At 54.2% G+C, this 19,500-nt stretch carries 11 protein-coding genes and 1 riboswitch; of the genes, 7 read left to right on the top strand and 4 right to left on the bottom strand.

Translation table 11 applies throughout. The features are described from left to right. The first annotated feature begins 36 nt into the window (after nucleotides 1–36). On the top strand, nucleotides 37–1,812 hold the full coding sequence (gene aceK, locus EIP93_RS19845) for a bifunctional isocitrate dehydrogenase kinase/phosphatase (protein ID WP_125233366.1): 1,776 nt from the start codon (nucleotides 37–39) through the stop codon (nucleotides 1,810–1,812). A gap of 296 nt (nucleotides 1,813–2,108) precedes the next feature. Here aceK and iclR read toward each other — a convergent pair whose 3' ends face one another. Continuing rightward, complete coding sequence (gene iclR, locus EIP93_RS19840) at nucleotides 2,109–2,939, bottom strand: glyoxylate bypass operon transcriptional repressor IclR (protein WP_010310516.1); 831 nt, start codon at nucleotides 2,937–2,939, stop codon at nucleotides 2,109–2,111. Nucleotides 2,940–3,132: 193 nt separating this feature from the next. Between iclR and metH the strand changes: the two genes are divergently transcribed. The 3 genes from metH to foxA all read left to right on the top strand — a co-directional run bounded on the left by metH (nucleotide 3,133) and on the right by foxA (nucleotide 10,597). Continuing rightward, the gene (metH, locus tag EIP93_RS19835; protein ID WP_103943674.1) at nucleotides 3,133–6,816 is read left to right on the top strand and encodes a methionine synthase; all 3,684 of its coding nucleotides are present in this window, start codon (nucleotides 3,133–3,135) and stop codon (nucleotides 6,814–6,816) included. Nucleotides 6,817–7,333: 517 nt separating this feature from the next. Next, on the top strand, nucleotides 7,334–8,290 hold the full coding sequence (locus tag EIP93_RS19830; RefSeq protein WP_103943678.1) for a helix-turn-helix transcriptional regulator: 957 nt from the start codon (nucleotides 7,334–7,336) through the stop codon (nucleotides 8,288–8,290). 204 nt (nucleotides 8,291–8,494) lie between these two features. Next, complete coding sequence (gene foxA, locus EIP93_RS19825) at nucleotides 8,495–10,597, top strand: ferrioxamine B receptor FoxA (RefSeq protein ID WP_125233172.1); 2,103 nt, start codon at nucleotides 8,495–8,497, stop codon at nucleotides 10,595–10,597. A 73-nt stretch (nucleotides 10,598–10,670) separates the two neighbouring features. On the opposite strand, the gene EIP93_RS19820 is transcribed toward foxA, so the two are convergent. Then, entirely contained in the window at nucleotides 10,671–12,125 is a 1,455-nt protein-coding gene (locus EIP93_RS19820) for a DASS family sodium-coupled anion symporter (protein WP_010308903.1), read from the bottom strand. 305 nt (nucleotides 12,126–12,430) lie between these two features. On the opposite strand from EIP93_RS19820, the gene EIP93_RS19815 reads away from it, so the two are divergent. Then, nucleotides 12,431–14,077: a Na/Pi cotransporter family protein gene (locus EIP93_RS19815; RefSeq protein WP_039490955.1), complete on the top strand. Its 1,647-nt coding sequence runs from the start codon at nucleotides 12,431–12,433 to the stop codon at nucleotides 14,075–14,077. Between the two features lie 377 nt (nucleotides 14,078–14,454). Here the strand turns inward: EIP93_RS19815 and lysC are convergent, their stop codons facing one another. Then, complete coding sequence (gene lysC / locus EIP93_RS19810; protein WP_010295540.1) at nucleotides 14,455–15,831, bottom strand: lysine-sensitive aspartokinase 3; 1,377 nt, start codon at nucleotides 15,829–15,831, stop codon at nucleotides 14,455–14,457. Nucleotides 15,832–15,946: 115 nt separating this feature from the next. Continuing rightward, nucleotides 15,947–16,139, bottom strand: a riboswitch (Lysine riboswitch). 201 nt (nucleotides 16,140–16,340) lie between these two features. Between lysC and pgi the strand changes: the two genes are divergently transcribed. Both pgi and EIP93_RS19800 read left to right on the top strand, forming a co-directional pair. Further along, nucleotides 16,341–17,990: a glucose-6-phosphate isomerase gene (pgi, locus tag EIP93_RS19805; protein WP_109225536.1), complete on the top strand. Its 1,650-nt coding sequence runs from the start codon at nucleotides 16,341–16,343 to the stop codon at nucleotides 17,988–17,990. 43 nt (nucleotides 17,991–18,033) lie between these two features. Next, on the top strand, nucleotides 18,034–18,378 hold the full coding sequence (locus EIP93_RS19800; protein WP_039487234.1) for a DUF4156 domain-containing protein: 345 nt from the start codon (nucleotides 18,034–18,036) through the stop codon (nucleotides 18,376–18,378). 66 nt (nucleotides 18,379–18,444) lie between these two features. Here EIP93_RS19800 and epmB read toward each other — a convergent pair whose 3' ends face one another. Continuing rightward, on the bottom strand, nucleotides 18,445–19,497 hold the full coding sequence (gene epmB / locus EIP93_RS19795; RefSeq protein WP_125233171.1) for an EF-P beta-lysylation protein EpmB: 1,053 nt from the start codon (nucleotides 19,495–19,497) through the stop codon (nucleotides 18,445–18,447). Between the last annotated feature and the right edge of the window lie 3 nt (nucleotides 19,498–19,500).

Here is a 19,500-nt window from a genome sequence, read left to right as displayed (position 1 = left end):
AGCGTTTGGCTGGCCGGGTCTCATCTGGAGATCATGATGACGCGTGACCTTGAAAAGTTGGTGGCGCAAACGATCCTGCAAGGGTTTGATGCGCAATATGGACGTTTTCTCGAAGTGACAGCGGGGGCGCAGCAGCGCTTTGAACAGGCTGACTGGTCCGCTGTACAACAGGCAATGAAACAGCGTATTCACTTATACGATCACCATGTTGGTCTGGTGGTCGAACAGCTGCGCTGTATTACCGGTATTCGCTGCGATGATGCGGATTTTTTGGCTCGCGTGAAACATATCTACACCCGCTTACTGCCGGATTACCCGCGTTTTGAGATTGCTGAGAGTTTCTTCAATTCCGTCTACTGTCGGCTGTTTAATCATCGGGAACTGGCACCTGACAAACTGTTTGTTTTCAGTTCTCAGCCGGAACAGCGATTTCGTGAGATCCCCCGGCCTATCGCCAAGACGTTTTTGCCCACTGACGGCTGGCAGAGCATGCTGGAAAAGCTGCTGGATGACGTGCCGCTGCGTTTGCCGTGGGAAGATTTGCCGCGTGATATTGGTTATATCACGGCGTATTTACAGCGCACTTTCTCAACGGAGCAGCTTGAGCACGCGACGTTACAGGTGGCGAATGAGCTGTTTTATCGTAACAAAGCGGCCTGGCTGGTGGGCAAACTGTCGCTCCCTGACGGTGTTTTCCCGTTCCTGCTGCCGATTCACCACAACGAACGCGGTGCGCTATTTATTGATACCTGCTTAACCAATCAGGCTGACGCGAGCATTGTGTTTGGTTTCGCCCGTTCTTACTTCATGGTATATGCCCCCCTGCCGTCGGCGCTGGTGGCCTGGCTGCGTGATATTTTACCGGGGAAGACGACAGCGGAGCTGTATCTGGCCATCGGCTGCCAGAAGCACAGTAAAACTGAGTATTACCGCGAATATCTGCACTACATTGCCGAATCAAAAGAGCAATTCATTATCGCCCCCGGCGTTAAAGGTATGGTGATGCTGGTGTTTACGCTGCCTTCCTTCGATCGCGTATTTAAGGTCATCAAAGATCGTTTCGCGCCGCAGAAAGAGGTGAGCGCCGAGCGGGTCATGGCGTGCTATCAACTGGTGAAAGAGCACGATCGCGTCGGGCGCATGGCGGATACGCAGGAATATGAAAACTTCGTCATTGATAAGCATCGCATCAGTCCAGAGTTGCTGGATGAGCTGTGGCGGGAGGTGCCGGAAAAACTGGAGGATCTGGGCGACCAACTGGTGATCCGACATTTGTATATGGAACGCCGGATGACGCCGCTGAACCTTTATTTGGAACAGGCAAACGCACAGCAGCTGCACGATGTGATTGAAGAGTATGGTAATGCCATCAAACAGCTGGCTGCTGCAAATATTTTCCCCGGCGACATGCTATTCAAGAATTTCGGCGTCACACGTCATGGGCGAGTCGTCTTTTATGACTACGATGAAATTTGCTACATGACTGAGGTGAATTTCCGCAAAATACCGCCGCCACGTCACCCAGAGGACGAACTGGCCGCAGAGCCGTGGTACAGCGTCGCGCCGAATGACGTGTTTCCCGAAGAGTTCCCCCATTTCCTGTGCAGTGACCGTCACATTCGTACGCTATTTGAGGAAATGCACGGCGATCTGTTTTGCGCGGACTACTGGCGAGCACTACAGCAGCGCATCAGGGACGGGCACATTGAGGATGTTTACGCCTACCGACGCCGCAAGCGTTTTAGTCAACGTGTTGAGCCGGTATACACAACGGCTGAGGATGGTTCTGACTTTTGCCGTTATCCGGCGTAAAAAATTATGCAGCGGTGGGTTTGACCGCCGAGTGAGCGACAGGACGTCGCGAAAGCCAGTGCCGCGTCTGGAGCGCGTCACTGGCGGCTCGACTAGCGGTCAGGAACACCGATGGAACCGCGTCAGCGGCATAATTCCCACCGAAAGCCTGGGTACACAGGGCGGCGGCGACTGAGCGCCCTGTGTCGGGCGCGTGCTACGAGGTAGCATGAAAATGACGGTATTATCGCGCACGAAACTGCCCCAAGATTGGCATAAAAATGTGACCAAAAGACCTTTCGTGTCATACACGTTATTCATAACCCACTGTATTCCTGCATGACCTGCTTAGCGGCTTTGATCACCAGCGCGCCGAGTTCTGTGACACGGTCGTCCGTGATGCGCGACACAGGGCCAGAGATGGAAATGGCGGCGAAGGCTTCATGATGTTCATCCAGAATACAGGCTGCGATACAGCGTAGCCCCAGCGCGTGCTCTTCGTCATCGAACGAATAGCCCTGTTTGCGAATCAGCGACAGGTTTTCTTTCAACGCTTGTGGCGAGCTGAAGGTATGTGGTGTGTAGCCGTGCAGCCCTTTCTTGTGCAGCAGTTGAGTGACCTGAGCATCGGGTAAATGCGCCAGAAACGCTTTTCCGGCACCAGAGGCATGCATCGGTAATTTACCGCCGATAGGGGCGGACATGCGCATCAGCGCCGTACATTGCACCTGATCGATGATGATCGCCTGACTGTCGGTCTGATCGAGCACGGCCAGATTGACAGTTTCGCCAGAATCTTCCATTAGCTTGCGTAGTATCGGATGCACAATGGCCAGCAGGTTGCGGCTTTGCAGAAAGCTGCTGCCGACGATAAACGCGTGTGAAGCAATCGTCCACAGCCCCAAGTCGCCAACCTGACGCACAAAGCCCTGTTGCTGCATGGTGGTGAGCAGGCGGTGGGTCGTGGAATTCGGTAAACCGGCCTGTTGAGCGAGATCGGTTAGCGCCACGCTGCCGTTTGCTTTGGCGATATATTCAAGCAGCGTCAGGCCACGGGTCAGCGACTGAACCTGCCCGGTTGGCTGCGCGGTGGTGCCCGTACTGGCTCTGGGTTTCTTCCCGCGTTTGGCTGGCTCTGGTGGCGTCATGGCGTCGATTCCTTTTTAGGGTTATGGAATTGATTTTCGTTTTTTTACCACAGAATGCAACTCTTCTTTCTCTGCGCTTTTTATCGGCGAATGATCTGAAAAAGTCTCATGCTACACGGCGTTAGCGTGCTCATAACTTATGCTAGGATAGACGCAATATATATCGTATTTATTGGCCGGGGATGGGGTTCGCGTGAGTAATCGGGTAGACGAATTGCGGCGTCAGTTGGCGCAACGCATTATGGTACTGGATGGTGGTATGGGAACCATGATCCAGGGTTATCGCCTGCAGGAAGCAGATTACCGCGGTGAGCGCTTTGCTGACTGGCCGAGCGATGTGAAGGGAAATAACGATCTGCTAGTGCTGACCAAGCCGCAGGTGATTAGTGAAATCCATGACGCCTATCTGGAAGCCGGCGCCGACATTCTCGAAACCAACACCTTCAACGCCACCACCATTGCGATGGCGGACTATGATATGGAAGCGCTGTCGGCGGAAATCAACACCGTCGCCGCACAGCTGGCGCGTGCCAGCGCTGACAAATGGACTGCCTTAACGCCGGATAAGCCGCGCTATGTTGCCGGTGTGCTTGGCCCAACGAACCGCACCGCGTCGATCTCTCCCGATGTTAACGATCCGGCGTTTCGTAACGTGAGTTTTGATCAACTGGTGGAAGCGTATCGCGAATCGACACGTGCCTTGATCGCAGGCGGTGTCGATCTGATCATGATCGAAACCATTTTCGATACCTTGAATGCTAAAGCGGCGAGTTTCGCCGTCGAAAGTGAATTTGAGGCGCTAGGGATCGTACTGCCCGTGATGATTTCCGGCACGATCACGGATGCGTCAGGGCGTACGTTATCTGGCCAAACCACGGAAGCCTTTTACAACTCTCTGCGTCATTCCCGCCCACTTTCCTTCGGCCTGAACTGTGCATTGGGGCCGGATGAGCTGCGCCAGTATGTCGCCGAACTATCACGTATTTCAGAATGCTATGTGAGCGCACACCCGAATGCGGGGCTGCCTAATGCCTTCGGGGAATACGATCTGGATCCGGCCGATATGGCGAAACATATCGGAGAATGGGCGCGATCCGGCTTCCTGAATATCGTGGGCGGTTGCTGTGGTTCGACGCCTGCGCACATTGCCGCGATGGCGAAAGTGGTGGAAGGCGTGCCGCCACGTAAGCTGCCGGAGATTCCAGTGGCTTGCCGTTTATCCGGCCTGGAACCGCTGAATATCGATGCCAACACGCTGTTTGTTAACGTCGGGGAGCGGACAAACGTCACCGGCTCCGCACGTTTTAAACGTCTGATCAAAGAAGAGAAATACAACGAAGCGCTGGATGTCGCCCGTCAGCAGGTGGAAAGCGGCGCGCAGATCATCGACATCAACATGGATGAAGGCATGCTGGATGCGGAAGCGGCGATGATCCGCTTCCTGAATTTGATTGCCGGTGAGCCTGATATCGCCCGTGTGCCGATCATGATTGACTCCTCAAAATGGGATGTGGTTGAGAAAGGGCTTAAATGCATTCAGGGCAAAGGGATTGTTAACTCGATTTCCATGAAGGAAGGCGTTGAGGCCTTTATTCATCACGCTAAGCTGGTGCGGCGCTATGGCGCCGCCGTGGTAGTGATGGCCTTCGATGAAGTCGGGCAGGCAGATACCCGCGCGCGCAAAATTGAAATTTGTAGCCGGGCGTACCGCATCCTGACGGAAGAAGTTGGTTTCCCGCCGGAAGACATTATTTTCGACCCGAATATTTTCGCCGTGGCAACGGGGATCGATGAGCACAACAACTACGCGGTGGATTTCATCGAAGCCTGTGCGGACATCAAGGCGCAGCTACCGCATGCGATGATCTCCGGCGGCGTGTCCAACGTGTCGTTCTCATTCCGCGGCAACGATCTGGTCCGTGAGGCGATCCACGCCGTCTTCCTGTATTACGCGATCCGCAATGGGATGGACATGGGGATCGTGAACGCCAGCCAGTTGGCGATCTATGACGATCTGCCTGTTGAGCTGCGCGATGCGGTTGAAGACGTGATCCTTAACCGTCGCAGCGATGCGACCGAGCGTATGCTCGATCTGGCAGAAAAATATCGCGGCAGCAAAACGGAAGATGAAGGCAGCAAAACGCAGGCGGAATGGCGTGGCTGGGACGTGAAGAAGCGTTTGGAGTATTCACTGGTTAAAGGTATTACCGAATTCATCGAGCTGGATACGGAAGAAGCGCGCCAGCAGGCGGCGCGTCCGATCGAGGTGATCGAAGGCCCGCTGATGGATGGAATGAACGTGGTCGGCGACTTGTTCGGTGCGGGGAAAATGTTTTTGCCACAGGTAGTGAAATCCGCCCGTGTGATGAAGCAGGCGGTGGCCTATCTCGAACCCTATATTGATGCCAGTAAAGACAAAGGTTCGTCCGCAGGGAAAATCCTGCTGGCGACGGTAAAAGGTGACGTCCACGATATCGGCAAGAATATTGTCGGCGTGGTGCTGCAATGTAACAACTACGAAATTATCGATCTTGGCGTAATGGTGCCGACGGATAAAATCCTGAAGACCGCGCGTGAAGAGAATGTCGATATCATCGGGCTGTCCGGGCTGATTACACCGTCGCTGGATGAAATGGTCAACGTGGCGAAAGAGATGGAGCGTCAGGGCTTCACGCTGCCGCTGCTGATTGGCGGCGCGACGACCTCTAAAGCGCATACCGCTGTGAAGATTGAGCAGAACTATAGCGGCCCAACGGTCTACGTGCAGAATGCCTCGCGCTCTGTTGGTGTGGTGTCGGCCCTGCTGTCCAGTACGCAGTATGACGACTTTGTTGCGCGCACTCGTAAAGAGTATGAAACCGTGCGTATTCAGCACGCGCGTAAAAAACCGAGAACGCCGCCCGTGACGCTGGAAGCGGCTCGTGCTAACGCCTCCGATCTGGATTGGGAAAATTACACGCCGCCGGTTGCGCATCGTCTGGGTGTCCAGGAAGTGACGGCCAGCATTGAAACGCTGCGCAACTACATCGACTGGACGCCGTTCTTCATGACCTGGTCGCTGGCGGGGAAATATCCTCGCATTCTGGAAGATGAGGTGGTGGGTGAAGAGGCCAAGCGCCTGTTTGCCGATGCCAACGTGATGCTGGACGACTTATCCGCACGTGGCGCACTGAATCCTCGCGGCGTGGTAGGCCTCTTCCCGGCGAATCGCGTTGGCGATGACGTGGTGATTTATACCGATGAACGGCGTGAAACGGTGCTGTCAGTGAGCCACCACCTGCGTCAACAGACGGAAAAAACCGACTTCCCGAACTACTGCCTGTCTGATTTTGTGGCACCGAAATCCAGCGGCAAGCCGGACTATCTCGGGGCGTTTGCCGTGACCGGCGGGCTGGAAGAGGATACGTTGGCCGATCTGTGGGAAGCTCAACATGATGATTACAACAAGATCATGGTGAAAGCGATCTCTGACCGTCTGGCGGAAGCTTTTGCAGAATACCTGCATGAACGCGTGCGCAAGGTGTACTGGGGCTATGCGCCGAATGAGAATCTCAGTAATGAGCTGCTGATTCGCGAGAACTATCAAGGCATTCGTCCTGCACCGGGCTATCCGGCTTGTCCTGACCACACGGAGAAAGTGCAAATTTGGCAGTTGCTGGATGTCGAAAAGCATACCGGCATGAAGCTCACTGAATCCTATGCCATGTGGCCGGGTGCGTCGGTATCCGGCTGGTATTTCAGCCACCCCGACAGCAAATACTTCGCCGTCGCGCAAATCCAACACGATCAGGTGGAAGATTACGCGGTACGTAAGGGTATGAGCGTGAGTGAAGTTGAGCGCTGGCTGGCGCCAAACCTCGGCTATGATGCAGATTAAGAAATTGAGTAAGTGACTTACTGATATTGTTGTCTGAATTATGTATTGCAGGGTGGGCGTTTCGTGCGTGATGAGCCACATTTTTCTCTGTGACACTAGTGCCACGCCCGACATAGGGCAGCTCAAACGCCGCTTGCCCTATGTACCCAGGCTATTGGCTGAAATCCTGCCGCTACGCGGTGCCTTCGGAATCATTGAACGCTTATCGAGCCGCCAGTGACGCGTTCCCTACGCGGCACTGGCTTTCGCGACGTCCTGTCGCTCACTCGGCGTTCACTGATACCTCAGCATGATTTCTGATGCCAGCCAAAGAACCTTTCCTACGCTAGCTAAGGTGTTCAGGATTTAGAATGCATTTCAATGAGAATAGTTATCAGTCTTATTGATGCGATTTCATGGTAATGGTAAGGTGAGCATCAATTAAGCAGAAAGCGCTGTTCTGTTTTCATTCCACGCATTTCCACTAACCGCAGGCCTGATTCTGGGCGTTAAACAGGATGAGGGTATCTTCCCGCTCATGCTAAAACGACTCTTTTCCATTGAGGATTTCTTCGACATCGGTGAACGTTACGGGATTGATTACCACTTCCCGCTGCTGTCGTCCTGCCGCGAGCGCGCGAAAGAAAAGCGTATCGTGGTGCAGGGCGATGTCGAAGAGATGACGCTGTCCTCTGGGATTTGCCTGACAAATTCTAACGTGCGCGTGTTGCAACCGTACGAATCGACGTCTTTGCACTGCTGTCCGTTCTATACGCTGGTGGTGCTGGAAGGTCGTGTCGCGCTGCGTCTGAACGGTAAGGAATTTGTTGTGCGCTCAGGTATGGCATTCAGCACTCGGTTGGGTGACCCGTTAGTCATGAACGCCAGCCACCTTGCGGACTGTCACCTTCGTACCGTGTCGCTGGGTATCTTCCCCACCACTTTCGCTTTGGATCCGCTGTTGGGCTCGCTGCTGAACGAGTGGGAACAGGGCGGTAATCCGACGTTTTTATGGCAGGTTCCCGGCTATTTATTATCTGGGTTGCAGCACGCGCTGGAAAATACCGCGCCGGGATTATCGCGCCAACTGATGCTGGAAGGTGTGATGCTACAGTTGCTAGGGCAAGGTCTGTCATTCGGGCAACGTGGGGGAGAACGGCGCGTATTGCCCCCGCCCGGCGAACAGGATCGACTGGAGAACGTTCGTCGGCTTCTGGCGCAACAGCCTGAAAAAGAATACACCCTTAATGAACTGGCGCAGATGGCCGCGATGAGCACCAGCAGCCTGCGTACCAAGTTTCGTCAGGCGTATGGTCATTCGGTTTTTGACTACCTGCGTGACTGCCGGCTGGAACTGGCCCGGCGCTATCTGGTGCAGGGATACAGCGTTCAGCAGGCGGCCTGGATGTCGGGCTACCAGCACGCGACCAACTTTGCCACGGCTTTCCGGCGGCGTTACGGTATGGCGCCGAGCGATGCACGCATGGTCAGCTAACGTTTCCTTCCTTATCAACATCAATCCATATCAACTCATTGACCCTTTACGCCTGACTTTTCCGCCGTGCCGCTCATCTGGGGTTTTCTCGCTGAGTTCCCGTTTTGTCATTGCGCATACGTAAGCTGTCACTGCGCATAGCTATCGCCAGACCGAAAACGGTAATAATTCTTATTTACAATAATAAGGTCTGTGGAGATTCCCATGTTCAGAAAAACGCGGCTGGCGCTGGTGGTTAGCTGTTTCACCAGTGGATTTACGGTGTCGGCACTCGCGCAGGATACGCCCTCTTCCTCTCAGGGCGAGACGCTAGTCGTGACGTCTCAAACACAACGTGGTGCAACCAAGCTGGAAACGCCCGATATTGAGACTCCTCAGGCCGTTTCTATCATTACGCGCGACCAGATTCAGGAGCAGGGTGCGACCAGCGTTCGTCAGGCGGTCGGTTATACGCCGGGCGTGTATAACAACCAAATCGGCGCGTCCAACCGTTTTGACTACATGGTACTGCGCGGCTTTTCCGATGGCAGCCTTGATAACGTCTATCTCGACGGGCTGAAGATGATGGGGGATACCAACTCCCATAGCTCACTGGTTATCGATCCCTGGTTCCTCGACAGCATTGAAGTGGTCAGAGGCCCGGCGTCCGTACTCTACGGGCGTTCTTCTCCGGGCGGGATTGTGGCGCTGAATTCCCGTCAGCCGTCGTTCGATCGCAGCGGGCAGATCAAACTGTTCGCAGGCAATAATGCGCAGCGTGGCGCGGCGTTTGACGTTACCGGACCGTTAGATGATGACGAACGTTTTGCGTTCCGCCTAGGCGGGATGGTGCGTGAGGCGGATACGCAATTTGGGCCGCTGAAAGAAGAACGCTATGCGATTGCGCCTAGCCTGCTGTGGCGGATTTCCGACAAAACCCGTCTGGAATTTATGGCTTACCTGCAACGCGATCCTGAGGGCGGTAGCCATTCAGGTTTACCGTATGAAGGCACCGTGGTGGCGCATAACGGGCAGAAAATCTCAAACACCTTCTATGAAGGGGAAGAGAATTATGAGAAATACGACCGTAAGCAAAACATGGTGGGATACAACTTTGAACATGGTTTTGATAGCGGCTGGGCTGTACGTCAAAAAGTGCGTTATCTGCGTACCAAAGTGCATTTGGATCAGGTTTACGCCTATGGTTGGACGCAGCCTAACGCCGACACGTTGACCCGTTATTACTCGGGTTCCCGCGAGTCGCTGTCTGCGTTAACGTTAGATAATCAGCTCGATGGCAGCGTGGATACCGGTGCGGTGAACCACCGTCTGCTGGTGGGAATCGACTATCAGCAGCGTAATAATAATGTGGACTGGACTTCGGGTTCTTTCCCTGCGATCGATGCGTTTAACCCTGTTTACGGTTCGGGCCCAACGGCCATGTCCGGCACGCTGGAAAAGCACAAGCTGCAACAGACGGGCATCTATATGCAGGATCAAATGAGCTGGGAGCGCTGGCGCTTAACGCTGGGCGGTCGCCACGATCGGGTGAAAGTGACCCACGTTAACCATACCAACGGCACACACAGTGAGTTGGATAAAAACAACTTTAGCTCGCGCGCCGCCTTACTCTACCTATTTGATAATGGCCTTGCGCCGTATGTCAGCTATTCCACGGCCTTTACGCCAACCAGCTTCGCCGATGATAACGGCAACGTGCTGGAACCGATGAAAGGCAAGCAGTGGGAAGCCGGGATGAAATATCAGCCTGAAGGTTCTCAGGATCAGTACAGCCTGTCGGTATTCCGTATTAACCAGAAGAATGTGGCGACGAAAGTTCAGCCTAACGATCCTTATCGCTCCGTGGGTGAAATCGAGTCTGAAGGGGTGGAACTGGAGGCTGTGAGCCATATTACCGACAATCTGCGTCTGCAAGCGGCCTATACCTATACGGATATTCGCTATAAGAAAAGCAGCGTAGCCGAGCAAGGAAAACGTGCGGTGTATGCGCCACGCAATCAGGCCAGCGCCTGGGCTAGCTATGATGTTAAAAGCGGTCCGCTGGACGGTCTGACGCTTGGTTCTGGCGTGCGTTACGTGAACGGTGTGACTTCCGATCGTGCCAATACTCACACGCTGCCTTCTTATACGCTGGTGGATATGGCGGTGGGATACGATCTCTCGAAGGTCGGCCTGAAAGGGCTGAGTGCGCAGCTTAACGTCAACAACCTGACCGACAAACGCTACGTGGCTGCCTGTAACTCGCTGGAGTTCTGCTACTTCGGTGCAGAGCGCAGTGTCGTCGGCAGCGTCTCTTATTCGTTCTGATCGCGCGTGTTGCGGCAATGAAATGAAAAAGCCGGGGTAACCCGGCTTTTTCACATCTTATGTGAGCTAACGATCAATACAGGCCAATCGCTTTCCACCACAATAGGCCTGCGCTCATGAAAATCGCCTGATTCACCAGACTGACGACGAAACCAGTGCGCCACCAGACGGCGGTGGGCACGTAGCCTGCGCCGAACAGGATTGGGCCGCGTGCGTGTGTATATTGCGTCAGTGAACAGTACAGGCTGCTGGTAAACGCCAGCATGAACGCCATTGGCACCGCTGGAATATTCAGGTTGATCCCGACACCGAGGAATACGGCAAAAAGCGCGGCGATCTGCGCGTTGCCGCTGGCGAAGAAATAGTGAGTGTAGAAATAGGCTGCATTCAGCAGTAACAGCACCAATACCCAACTGGTTCCCTGCATTAAATGACCGATATTGCTGCCGATGAGATCGCCAAACCAGTTGGTGAAGCCGAGCTTTTTCAACTGATTTGCCATCATCAGGAGGGCGGCGAACCAAATCAGCGTATCCCAAGCTCCTTTCTCGCTCTTCACGTCTTCCCAGCTTAGTACGCCGGTTAACAGCAGGAAAGAAAGCCCGACGAACGAGGCCGTCGTGGCATCCACGCCTAGTTTATCGCCAAAAATCCACAGCACCAGCAGCAGGACAACGGTGAATGCCATCAGCCATTCACCGCGGCTCATGTGGCCCATCTTTGCCAGTTCGGCGACAGCCAGTTTTGGGGCATCTGGCGTATGACGAATTTCCGGCTTGGTCAGCCAGTAGACGAGCAGGGGAACAACCGCCAGAGAGATTAAGCAGGGCACGAGCGCCGCCAGAAACCAGCTTCCCCAGGTAATGGTTACGCCCGCGTTGGCTGCGAGTTTCACCGCCAGCAGGTTGCCGGTGTAAGCGGTCATAAACAGCGCCGCCGTCACGTCGTTAACGTTACCGATGCAGGTAATCAGGAAGGTGCCAATCTTACTGCGCGAGGCATCTTCCGGTTTGGAATCGAAGCTGCGTGATAGCGAGTCGGCAATCGGATAAATAATCCCGCCGCAGCGTGCAGTGTTACTTGGCATCGCGGGGGAAAGCACCAGATCGGCAAAGGCCAGCCCGTAAGCCAGACCCAGCGTGCGTTTTCCCAACATGCGGATCATCTGCAAGGCGATGCGGCGGCCCAGCCCTGTTTTGATAAAGCCGCGTGCGATCATGAAGGCGACAACAATCAGCCAGATCAGCGAGCTGTTCAGGTCGCTGAGTGCCGTTTGTATCGCGCCGCTGGCCGTTGTATCCCCCGCGGCATACGTCAGCGCAAAGAGCGTGATACTGATAATACCGATGGCCCCAATCGGGAGAACATTCGCGACAATGCAGACGATCGTGGCCACGAAAATGACGGCGGAGTGCCAGGCGGCGGGGCTTAGGCCGGTTGGGGGTTCCATGTGCCAAAAAAAAGCGGCGATGGCGAGAATAATGATTAGCGGGAGCCAGTTCAGTCCATATGAGGTTTTCGTCTTCATCCATTTTCCTTACTCGAGGGCTGCAAAATTGTGCAGCGTTATAACCCATAAGAGTTATAGGGATAAAAAGAGCATAGCGCTAACTGGGAAAGGCGTGAGGCAAAATTATGGGCTTATTGATTTGGATTCTGTTTTTTAAATATTGTCAGTTAATTAATTTTTATCAGTCCTTGATCGCAGGGCGATTTTGCTTTGACGCGGGCCGCCTCGCAGTAAGGCCTGCCAACATCTGGTAAGATGGTCGTTCATTACGTCATCAACACGTTTATTTCATCAACACACGTTTAGCTGGAGGCGCGGACTTTTTGTTAACACTGCTGAATCTCCTTTCTGCGATTGCGTTACTGGTATGGGGCACTCACATTGTCCGTACTGGTATCATGCGGGTTTATGGCACCCAGTTACGGCGGGTTCTCAGCGATAGCGTTGAGAAAAAACCGTTAGCTTTCATGGCTGGCATCGGCGTCACTGCGCTGGTGCAGAGCAGCAATGCGACCGCGTTGCTGACAACCTCTTTTGTCTCACAGGGGCTGGTGGCATTAACGCCTGCGCTGGTGATTATTCTCGGGGCGGATGTCGGTACGGCACTGATGGTGCGAATTCTGACGTTCGATCTGTCCTGGCTTTCTCCGCTGCTGATTTTTCTGGGCGTGATATTTTTCCTCAGCCGTAAGCAGACGCGGGTGGGTCAGGTTGGTCGCGTGGCGATTGGGCTCGGGCTGATTTTGCTGGCGCTGGAAATGATTGTCGTGGCCGCAGCGCCGATCACGCAAACGTCGGGCGTGAAAGTGCTGTTTTCCTCGTTGACGGGCGACGTCATGCTGGATGCACTGGCTGGCGCGCTGTTCGCGGTGATTACCTATTCCAGTCTGGCAGCCGTGCTGCTGACGGCAACCTTGACGGCAAGCGGTGTGATCTCGCTGGAAGTGGCGATGTGCCTGGTCATTGGTGCCAATCTGGGCAGCGGATTACTGACAATGATGAGCACCTCGACGCAGAATGCGGCAGGCCGACGCGTCGCGCTCGGCAGCATGCTGTTTAAGCTGATAGGCTGTTTGGTTGTGCTGCCGCTGGTTGAACCGCTTTCGCGCTGGCTGACACGTATTCCGTTAAGCGCCGAAGAGTTGGTGATCTACTTCCACCTGTTCTACAACCTGATTCGTTGCTTGCTGCTGATTCCGCTTACCGGCGTAGTGGCGCGGCTGTCCTGTGCGATGATTGCTGATTCGCCGCAGGTCGATCTCCAGATGAAACCGCGTCATCTGGACACCAGCTCGCTGGACACGCCAGCGTTGGCGCTGACCAATGCTGCACGAGAAACGCTGCGCATTGGCGATGTGCTGGAGCAAATGCTGCGTTTGTACCGTGAGGTTTTACAGGGCGACCATATGCAGCGGCGGGAGATTCGCCGACTCGATGATGATGTCGATATCCTTTACACCGCGATTAAGCTCTATCTGGCGCAGATTCAGAAAGACGGATTGGATGAGCGAGATTCTCGGCGCTGGGCTGAGGTGATCGAGGTAGCGCTGAATCTGGAACAGGCGGGAGACATTATCGAACGCATGGCAGATGACATTGCCAATCATTCATCTGGCGTACGCATGGCGTTTTCCGCACAGGGGTTGGAAGAGTTGAACCACCTACATGAACAACTGCTGGCGAATCTGCGTCTGGGGTTGTCGGTTTTCCTGTCGGAGGATGTCACCAGTGCGAAACGCCTGCGCCGCGCCAAACACCGTTTCCGCATTATGAACCGCCGTTATGCCCATGCGCATGTCGATCGCTTACATCAGCACAACGTACAGAGTCTGGAAACCAGTTCGCTCCATTTGAGCTTACTTGGGGACATGAACCGACTGAATTCACTGTTCTGTGCGGTAGCGTATAACGTCTTGATTGTGCAACAGGATGGGGAAGAGGAACGCGAAGAATCACCGCTGACGCTGTGACAACCTTCGGTGAAGAACTCCCAAAAAGCTCTGTCTTGTATACTCAATGAATGCAGGTGCAAGCGGGGTTGGTTGTTATCCGGCGTAAGAAATTATGCTGAGGAGATAGCAGGCTTAGGATGAGCCGCATGGATGCGGCGAAAGCTTGCGCCACGTCGGGAACGTGTCGCAAGCGGTCCGTTAAGCCTGATACCGACGAAGGCATCGCGCAGCGACATAATTTAGCTGGAAGCCAGGGTTCACAGGGCGACGGCAACTGAGCCGCCCTGTGTCGGGCGCGTGCTACGAGGTAGCATAAGAATGATGGTATTCTAGCGCACGAAACTGCCTCCGTGTCTGCATAAAAATATGACTCAGAGGCAGCTGGAATAGCGAATTTACTCGAACAGGCTGCGGTGCAGCGTCTGTACCACACGCTCGGCGTCGTCACCCGGTACCAGGAAGCACAGGTTGTTGCTGCTGGCGCCGTAGCAGATCAGGCGAATACGGAACGGTTCCAGTACGCCAAATACTTCTTTCCCGACGCCACAGGCCTGAGACAGATTGTTGCCGATCAGCGCGACCAGCGACAGATTCTCTTCAACCTCAACCCGACACAGCGATGACAGCTCGGTCAGCAAGGCGCTGGAGAGCAGGCTATCGCCCGTTGAGGTGGAGCCGGTTGTGTCGAGCGTCAGCGCGACGTTGACTTCTGACGTGGTGATCAGGTCAACGGAGATGTTGTGACGCGCCAGAATGCTGAACACTTCGGCCAGAAAACCGCGTGCGTGTAGCATGTTCAGGCTATACAGCTTAAGCAGCGTTTGTTTACGACGCAGCGCCAGCGCGCGGAACAGCGGCGGATTTTCAGTTTTATTGCACACCAGCGTACCGCCAGCGGCCGGATCTTTGCTGGAACCGACAAACACCGGAATATCGCTACGCACCGCAGGCAGTAGCGTAGCCGGATGCAGGACTTTCGCACCAAATGTCGCCATTTCGGCGGCTTCTTCAAACATGATTTGGTCGATGCGTTTTGCAGTCGGCACCACGCGTGGATCGGTGGTGTAGATGCCGGGAACATCGGTCCAGATATCAATCCGGCTGACGTTGAGCGCTTCGCCCAGCAGCGCCGCCGTATAATCGCTACCGCCGCGACCCAACGTGGTCGTGCGACCTTTCGCTTCGCTGCCGATAAAGCCTTGAGTGATCACCAGACCTTGCTCAAGACGCGGCTGCAACTGGCTGCGAGTCAGTTCACCTAAAACCTCGAAGTCTGGCTGTGCACGGCCAAAGTGATCGTCGGTACGCATGATTTTGCGCACATCGAACCATTCTGCAACGACATCACGCTGGCGCAGAATCTCGACAAACAGCAGGGTAGACATGAGTTCGCCGTGGCTGACCAGTTCATCGGTCAGGGCGTTGGATGTCGCGAGTGCCGCCGCTTCAGACAGCGTGGTGACGCTGTCCAGCATGCGATCAATCTCATCGCGAATCACGCTTTGGTTGGTCAGTTTGTCGATGATGGCGTATTGGATTTGGCGGATTTTCGCCAGATGCTCGGCACGTGTTTCGGGCGTTTGACCTTCCGCGAGCGCGACCAGTAAATTGGTGATACCTGCCGACGCCGACAGCACAACAACGCGCACATTCGGGTTGGATAACACCACATCGGCACTGCGATTCATGGCGTCAAAGTCCGCCACGCTGGTGCCGCCAAATTTGGCAATAACGGTAGAATTCGCGTTTGCGGATACTTCAATTGCAGACATGTCAAAAAACCTCGTGTCAGGGGGTAGGCTGTTTTCAGTAAACAGCATTCCATTAATCAGCCTTGGCACAGGGGGAGAGCAAAAGTAGGGGGCAGGCGTAGAAAATTACTACGATACACCCAGAAGCGCTCCACCTTGCTGGACGTCCGTCAGGACTAATCCGGTGACAACCCAGAGGATTCAGCCTCTGTAGTCGATAGGGTGAAAGCCGTATTTCACCGCATCTCGGCGTCGCTCCCCCTCGGATATCATCAGCGGATTACGGTTCCTCCGATATCTTACCTGGGCGACGCGCCTCTTCTGGCTTGCACACCGAGTGTGCAAGTACGGTGTTAGAAATAACGGGTTATGCCGTTTCTGTCAATAAACAATCTGCCTGTAAACTACAAGCTGTCAGTAAACGACAGAGCATAAACCGCTTTTAGCAAGAAAAGGGATCTCAATCGGGATTTTAAGGGATACAATCGATTCAGTCACTTTGAACTCATGCTTAGAGAGAAAGTCGCATTATGAAAAATATTAATCCAAGCCAAACTGCCGCCTGGCAGGCATTACAAACCCATTTTGATACGATGAAAGAGGTGCAAATCAGCGAGCTGTTTGCACAAGATAGCGATCGTTTCGCGCATTTTTCCGCGACGTTTGACGATCAGATGCTGGTGGATTTCTCCAAAAACCGCATCACGGCAGAAACGATGGAAAAACTGCACGCGCTGGCACGAGAAACCGACCTGTCTGCGGCGATTCAGTCCATGTTTGCTGGCGAGAAAATCAACCGTACGGAAGATCGCGCTGTTCTGCACGTTGCCCTGCGTAACCGCAGCAACACGCCGATTCTGGTGGATGGCAAAGATGTGATGCCAGAAGTCAACGCAGTGCTGGCGAAGATGAAAAATTTCAGCGAACGCGTGATTGGCGGTGAGTGGAAAGGCTATACCGGCAAAACAATTACCGACGTGGTTAACATCGGTATCGGCGGCTCCGATCTGGGCCCGTTCATGGTAACGGAAGCGCTGAAGCCTTATAAAAATCACCTCAATATGCACTTTGTCTCCAACGTTGACGGCACGCATATCGCTGAAACGTTGAAGCCGCTGAACCCAGAAACCACGCTGTTCCTCGTCGCGTCGAAAACGTTCACCACACAGGAAACCATGACCAACGCGCACAGCGCTCGCGACTGGTTCCTGAAAACGGCGCAGGACGATAAGCACGTTGCCAAGCACTTTGCCGCGCTGTCCACCAACGCGAAAGCCGTCGGCGAGTTTGGTATCGATACCGACAACATGTTCGAATTCTGGGACTGGGTTGGCGGACGTTACTCCCTGTGGTCGGCGATTGGGCTGTCGATCATTCTCTCTCTGGGCTTTGAGAACTTTGAGAAACTGCTCAGCGGTGCGCACGCGATGGACAAGCACTTTGCTTCCACGCCAGCGGAGAAAAACCTGCCCGTGCTGCTGGCGCTGATCGGCATTTGGTACAACAATTTCTTCGGTGCCGAAACTGAAGCGATTCTGCCGTACGACCAATACATGCACCGCTTTGCCGCCTATTTCCAACAGGGAAATATGGAATCCAACGGGAAATCTGCCGATCGCAACGGCAATCCAGTGGATTACCAGACCGGGCCGATTATCTGGGGTGAACCGGGTACGAACGGCCAGCATGCCTTCTACCAATTGATCCATCAGGGCACCAAGCTGGTTCCGTGTGATTTCATTGCGCCAGCGGTTAGCCACAACCCATTAAGCGATCATCACAGCAAGCTGCTGTCGAACTTCTTTGCACAGACGGAAGCGCTGGCGTTCGGTAAAAGCCGCGACGTGGTGGAAGCCGAATTTGCGGCGGCAGGCAAAAGTGCAAAAGAAGTGGAACACGTCGCGCCGTTTAAAGTATTTGAAGGCAATCGCCCGACCAACTCTATCCTGCTGCGCGAAATCACCCCGTACAGTCTGGGCGCGTTGATTGCGCTGTATGAGCACAAGATCTTCACTCAGGGCGCGATCCTGAACATCTTCACATTCGATCAGTGGGGCGTGGAGTTAGGGAAACAACTGGCGAACCGTATTCTGCCAGAACTGGAAAATGACAGTACGATCGACAGCCATGACAGTTCTACCAACGGACTGATCAACCGCTTCAAGGCGTGGCGTAACTAATCGGGCCTGTGCCCTTTGGTTTTTCAATCGCAAGGAGGAAGACATGCAGGTTCGTATTTTGTTGGGGCTATCAGCAGCAGTTTTGCTGGCGGGGTGCAGCAGCACCAGCCAACTCAGCGCTGCTGGGCAAGCCGTGGCGTTCACGGATACCAAACCAGGAAGCGAATGTCAGCTATTAGGGCAAGCCAGCGGTAGCCAGTCTAACTGGCTGGCAGGAAACCATAGCGACGGCAGTTCTATGCGCAGTGCGGCAAACGATCTGCGCAATAAAGCTGCAGCGATGGGTGGCAATACCATCTATGGCACAACCAGTTCGAGCGAAACCTTCTGGTCAAGCTTTGCGCCGCTAGACAGCAAGATGAACGGCAGCGTTTACAAATGTCCTTAAGCTAAAGAAAAACCCGGTGAGAGTGGAGAAATCCGCTCTCACCGCATTATTCACTCACTCGAACGCTCAACGTAATAAATCGGTATCGTCCTGATGCTGCTTCATCCCTAAATCCAACGGTGTTTTGCTGGCTTCCCCACCGATTTCCCGCGCCAGACGGGGCACCAGATAGCCGGATACCTTCTTCAGCAGCGCTTTAACTAAGACGCGCGCCTCGTTGTCATCTACCAGAAAATGAGCGGCACCCTGAACCTTATCCAGTACGTGCAGGTAATAAGGCAAAATCCCTGCGTCAAATAGCGCATTGCTGAGTCGGGCGAGTGTCTCCGCGCTGTCATTCACCCCGCGCAGCAGCACGCTTTGGTTGAGCAGCGTCACGCCTGCACGGCGCAAACGCGCCATACTTTGTGTTAAATCAGGATCAATTTCCTGCGGATGATTAATATGCGTCACCAACAGCACCTGAAGCGAACTGCGTGACAGGCGATCGCACAGCGCGTCGGTAATGCGCGCAGGGATCACCACAGGCAAACGGCTGTGAATGCGTAGGCGTTTCAGGTGTGGGATGTGTTCCAATTCGGTGATCAGCCAGTCCAGTTCATGGTCTTTGGCCATCAGCGGGTCGCCACCGGAAAAAATAATTTCATCCAGTTCTGGGTGCTGGCGGATATAATCCAGCGCCTGACGCCAGTTTGCCTTGTTGCCCTGATTATCCTGATAGGGGAAATGGCGGCGGAAGCAGTAGCGGCAGTTTACCGCACAGCCGCCTTTTACCAGCAGCAGGGCACGGTTGTGATATTTGTGCAGTAACCCCGGCACGACGCTGTGTTGTTCATCAAGCGGGTCATGGGTGAAGCCTGGGGTGGCGATAAACTCCTCACGCGCGGTCAAGACCTGTAGCAGCAACGGATCGTCAGGATTGCCTTTTTGCATCCGTGCAGCGAATGCGCGTGGCACACGCAGCGCAAAAAGCCTGCGCGCATCACTGCCTTGCCGAAGTTTAGCGTGATCGTTCAGTGCCAAAAGTTGCAGTAATTCATCAGGATCGGTAATTACGTCCGCAAGTTGCTGCAACCAATCTTCTCTGGAAGGTATATTTAGGGTTACAATGTGTGCCATTTT

This window comes from Pectobacterium versatile (assembly GCF_003932035.1).
Taxonomy (GTDB): Bacteria; Pseudomonadota; Gammaproteobacteria; order Enterobacterales; family Enterobacteriaceae; genus Pectobacterium; species Pectobacterium versatile.
The sequence above is the reverse complement of the archived record's forward strand: the minus strand, read 5'-3'. Positions and strand labels throughout refer to the sequence as shown.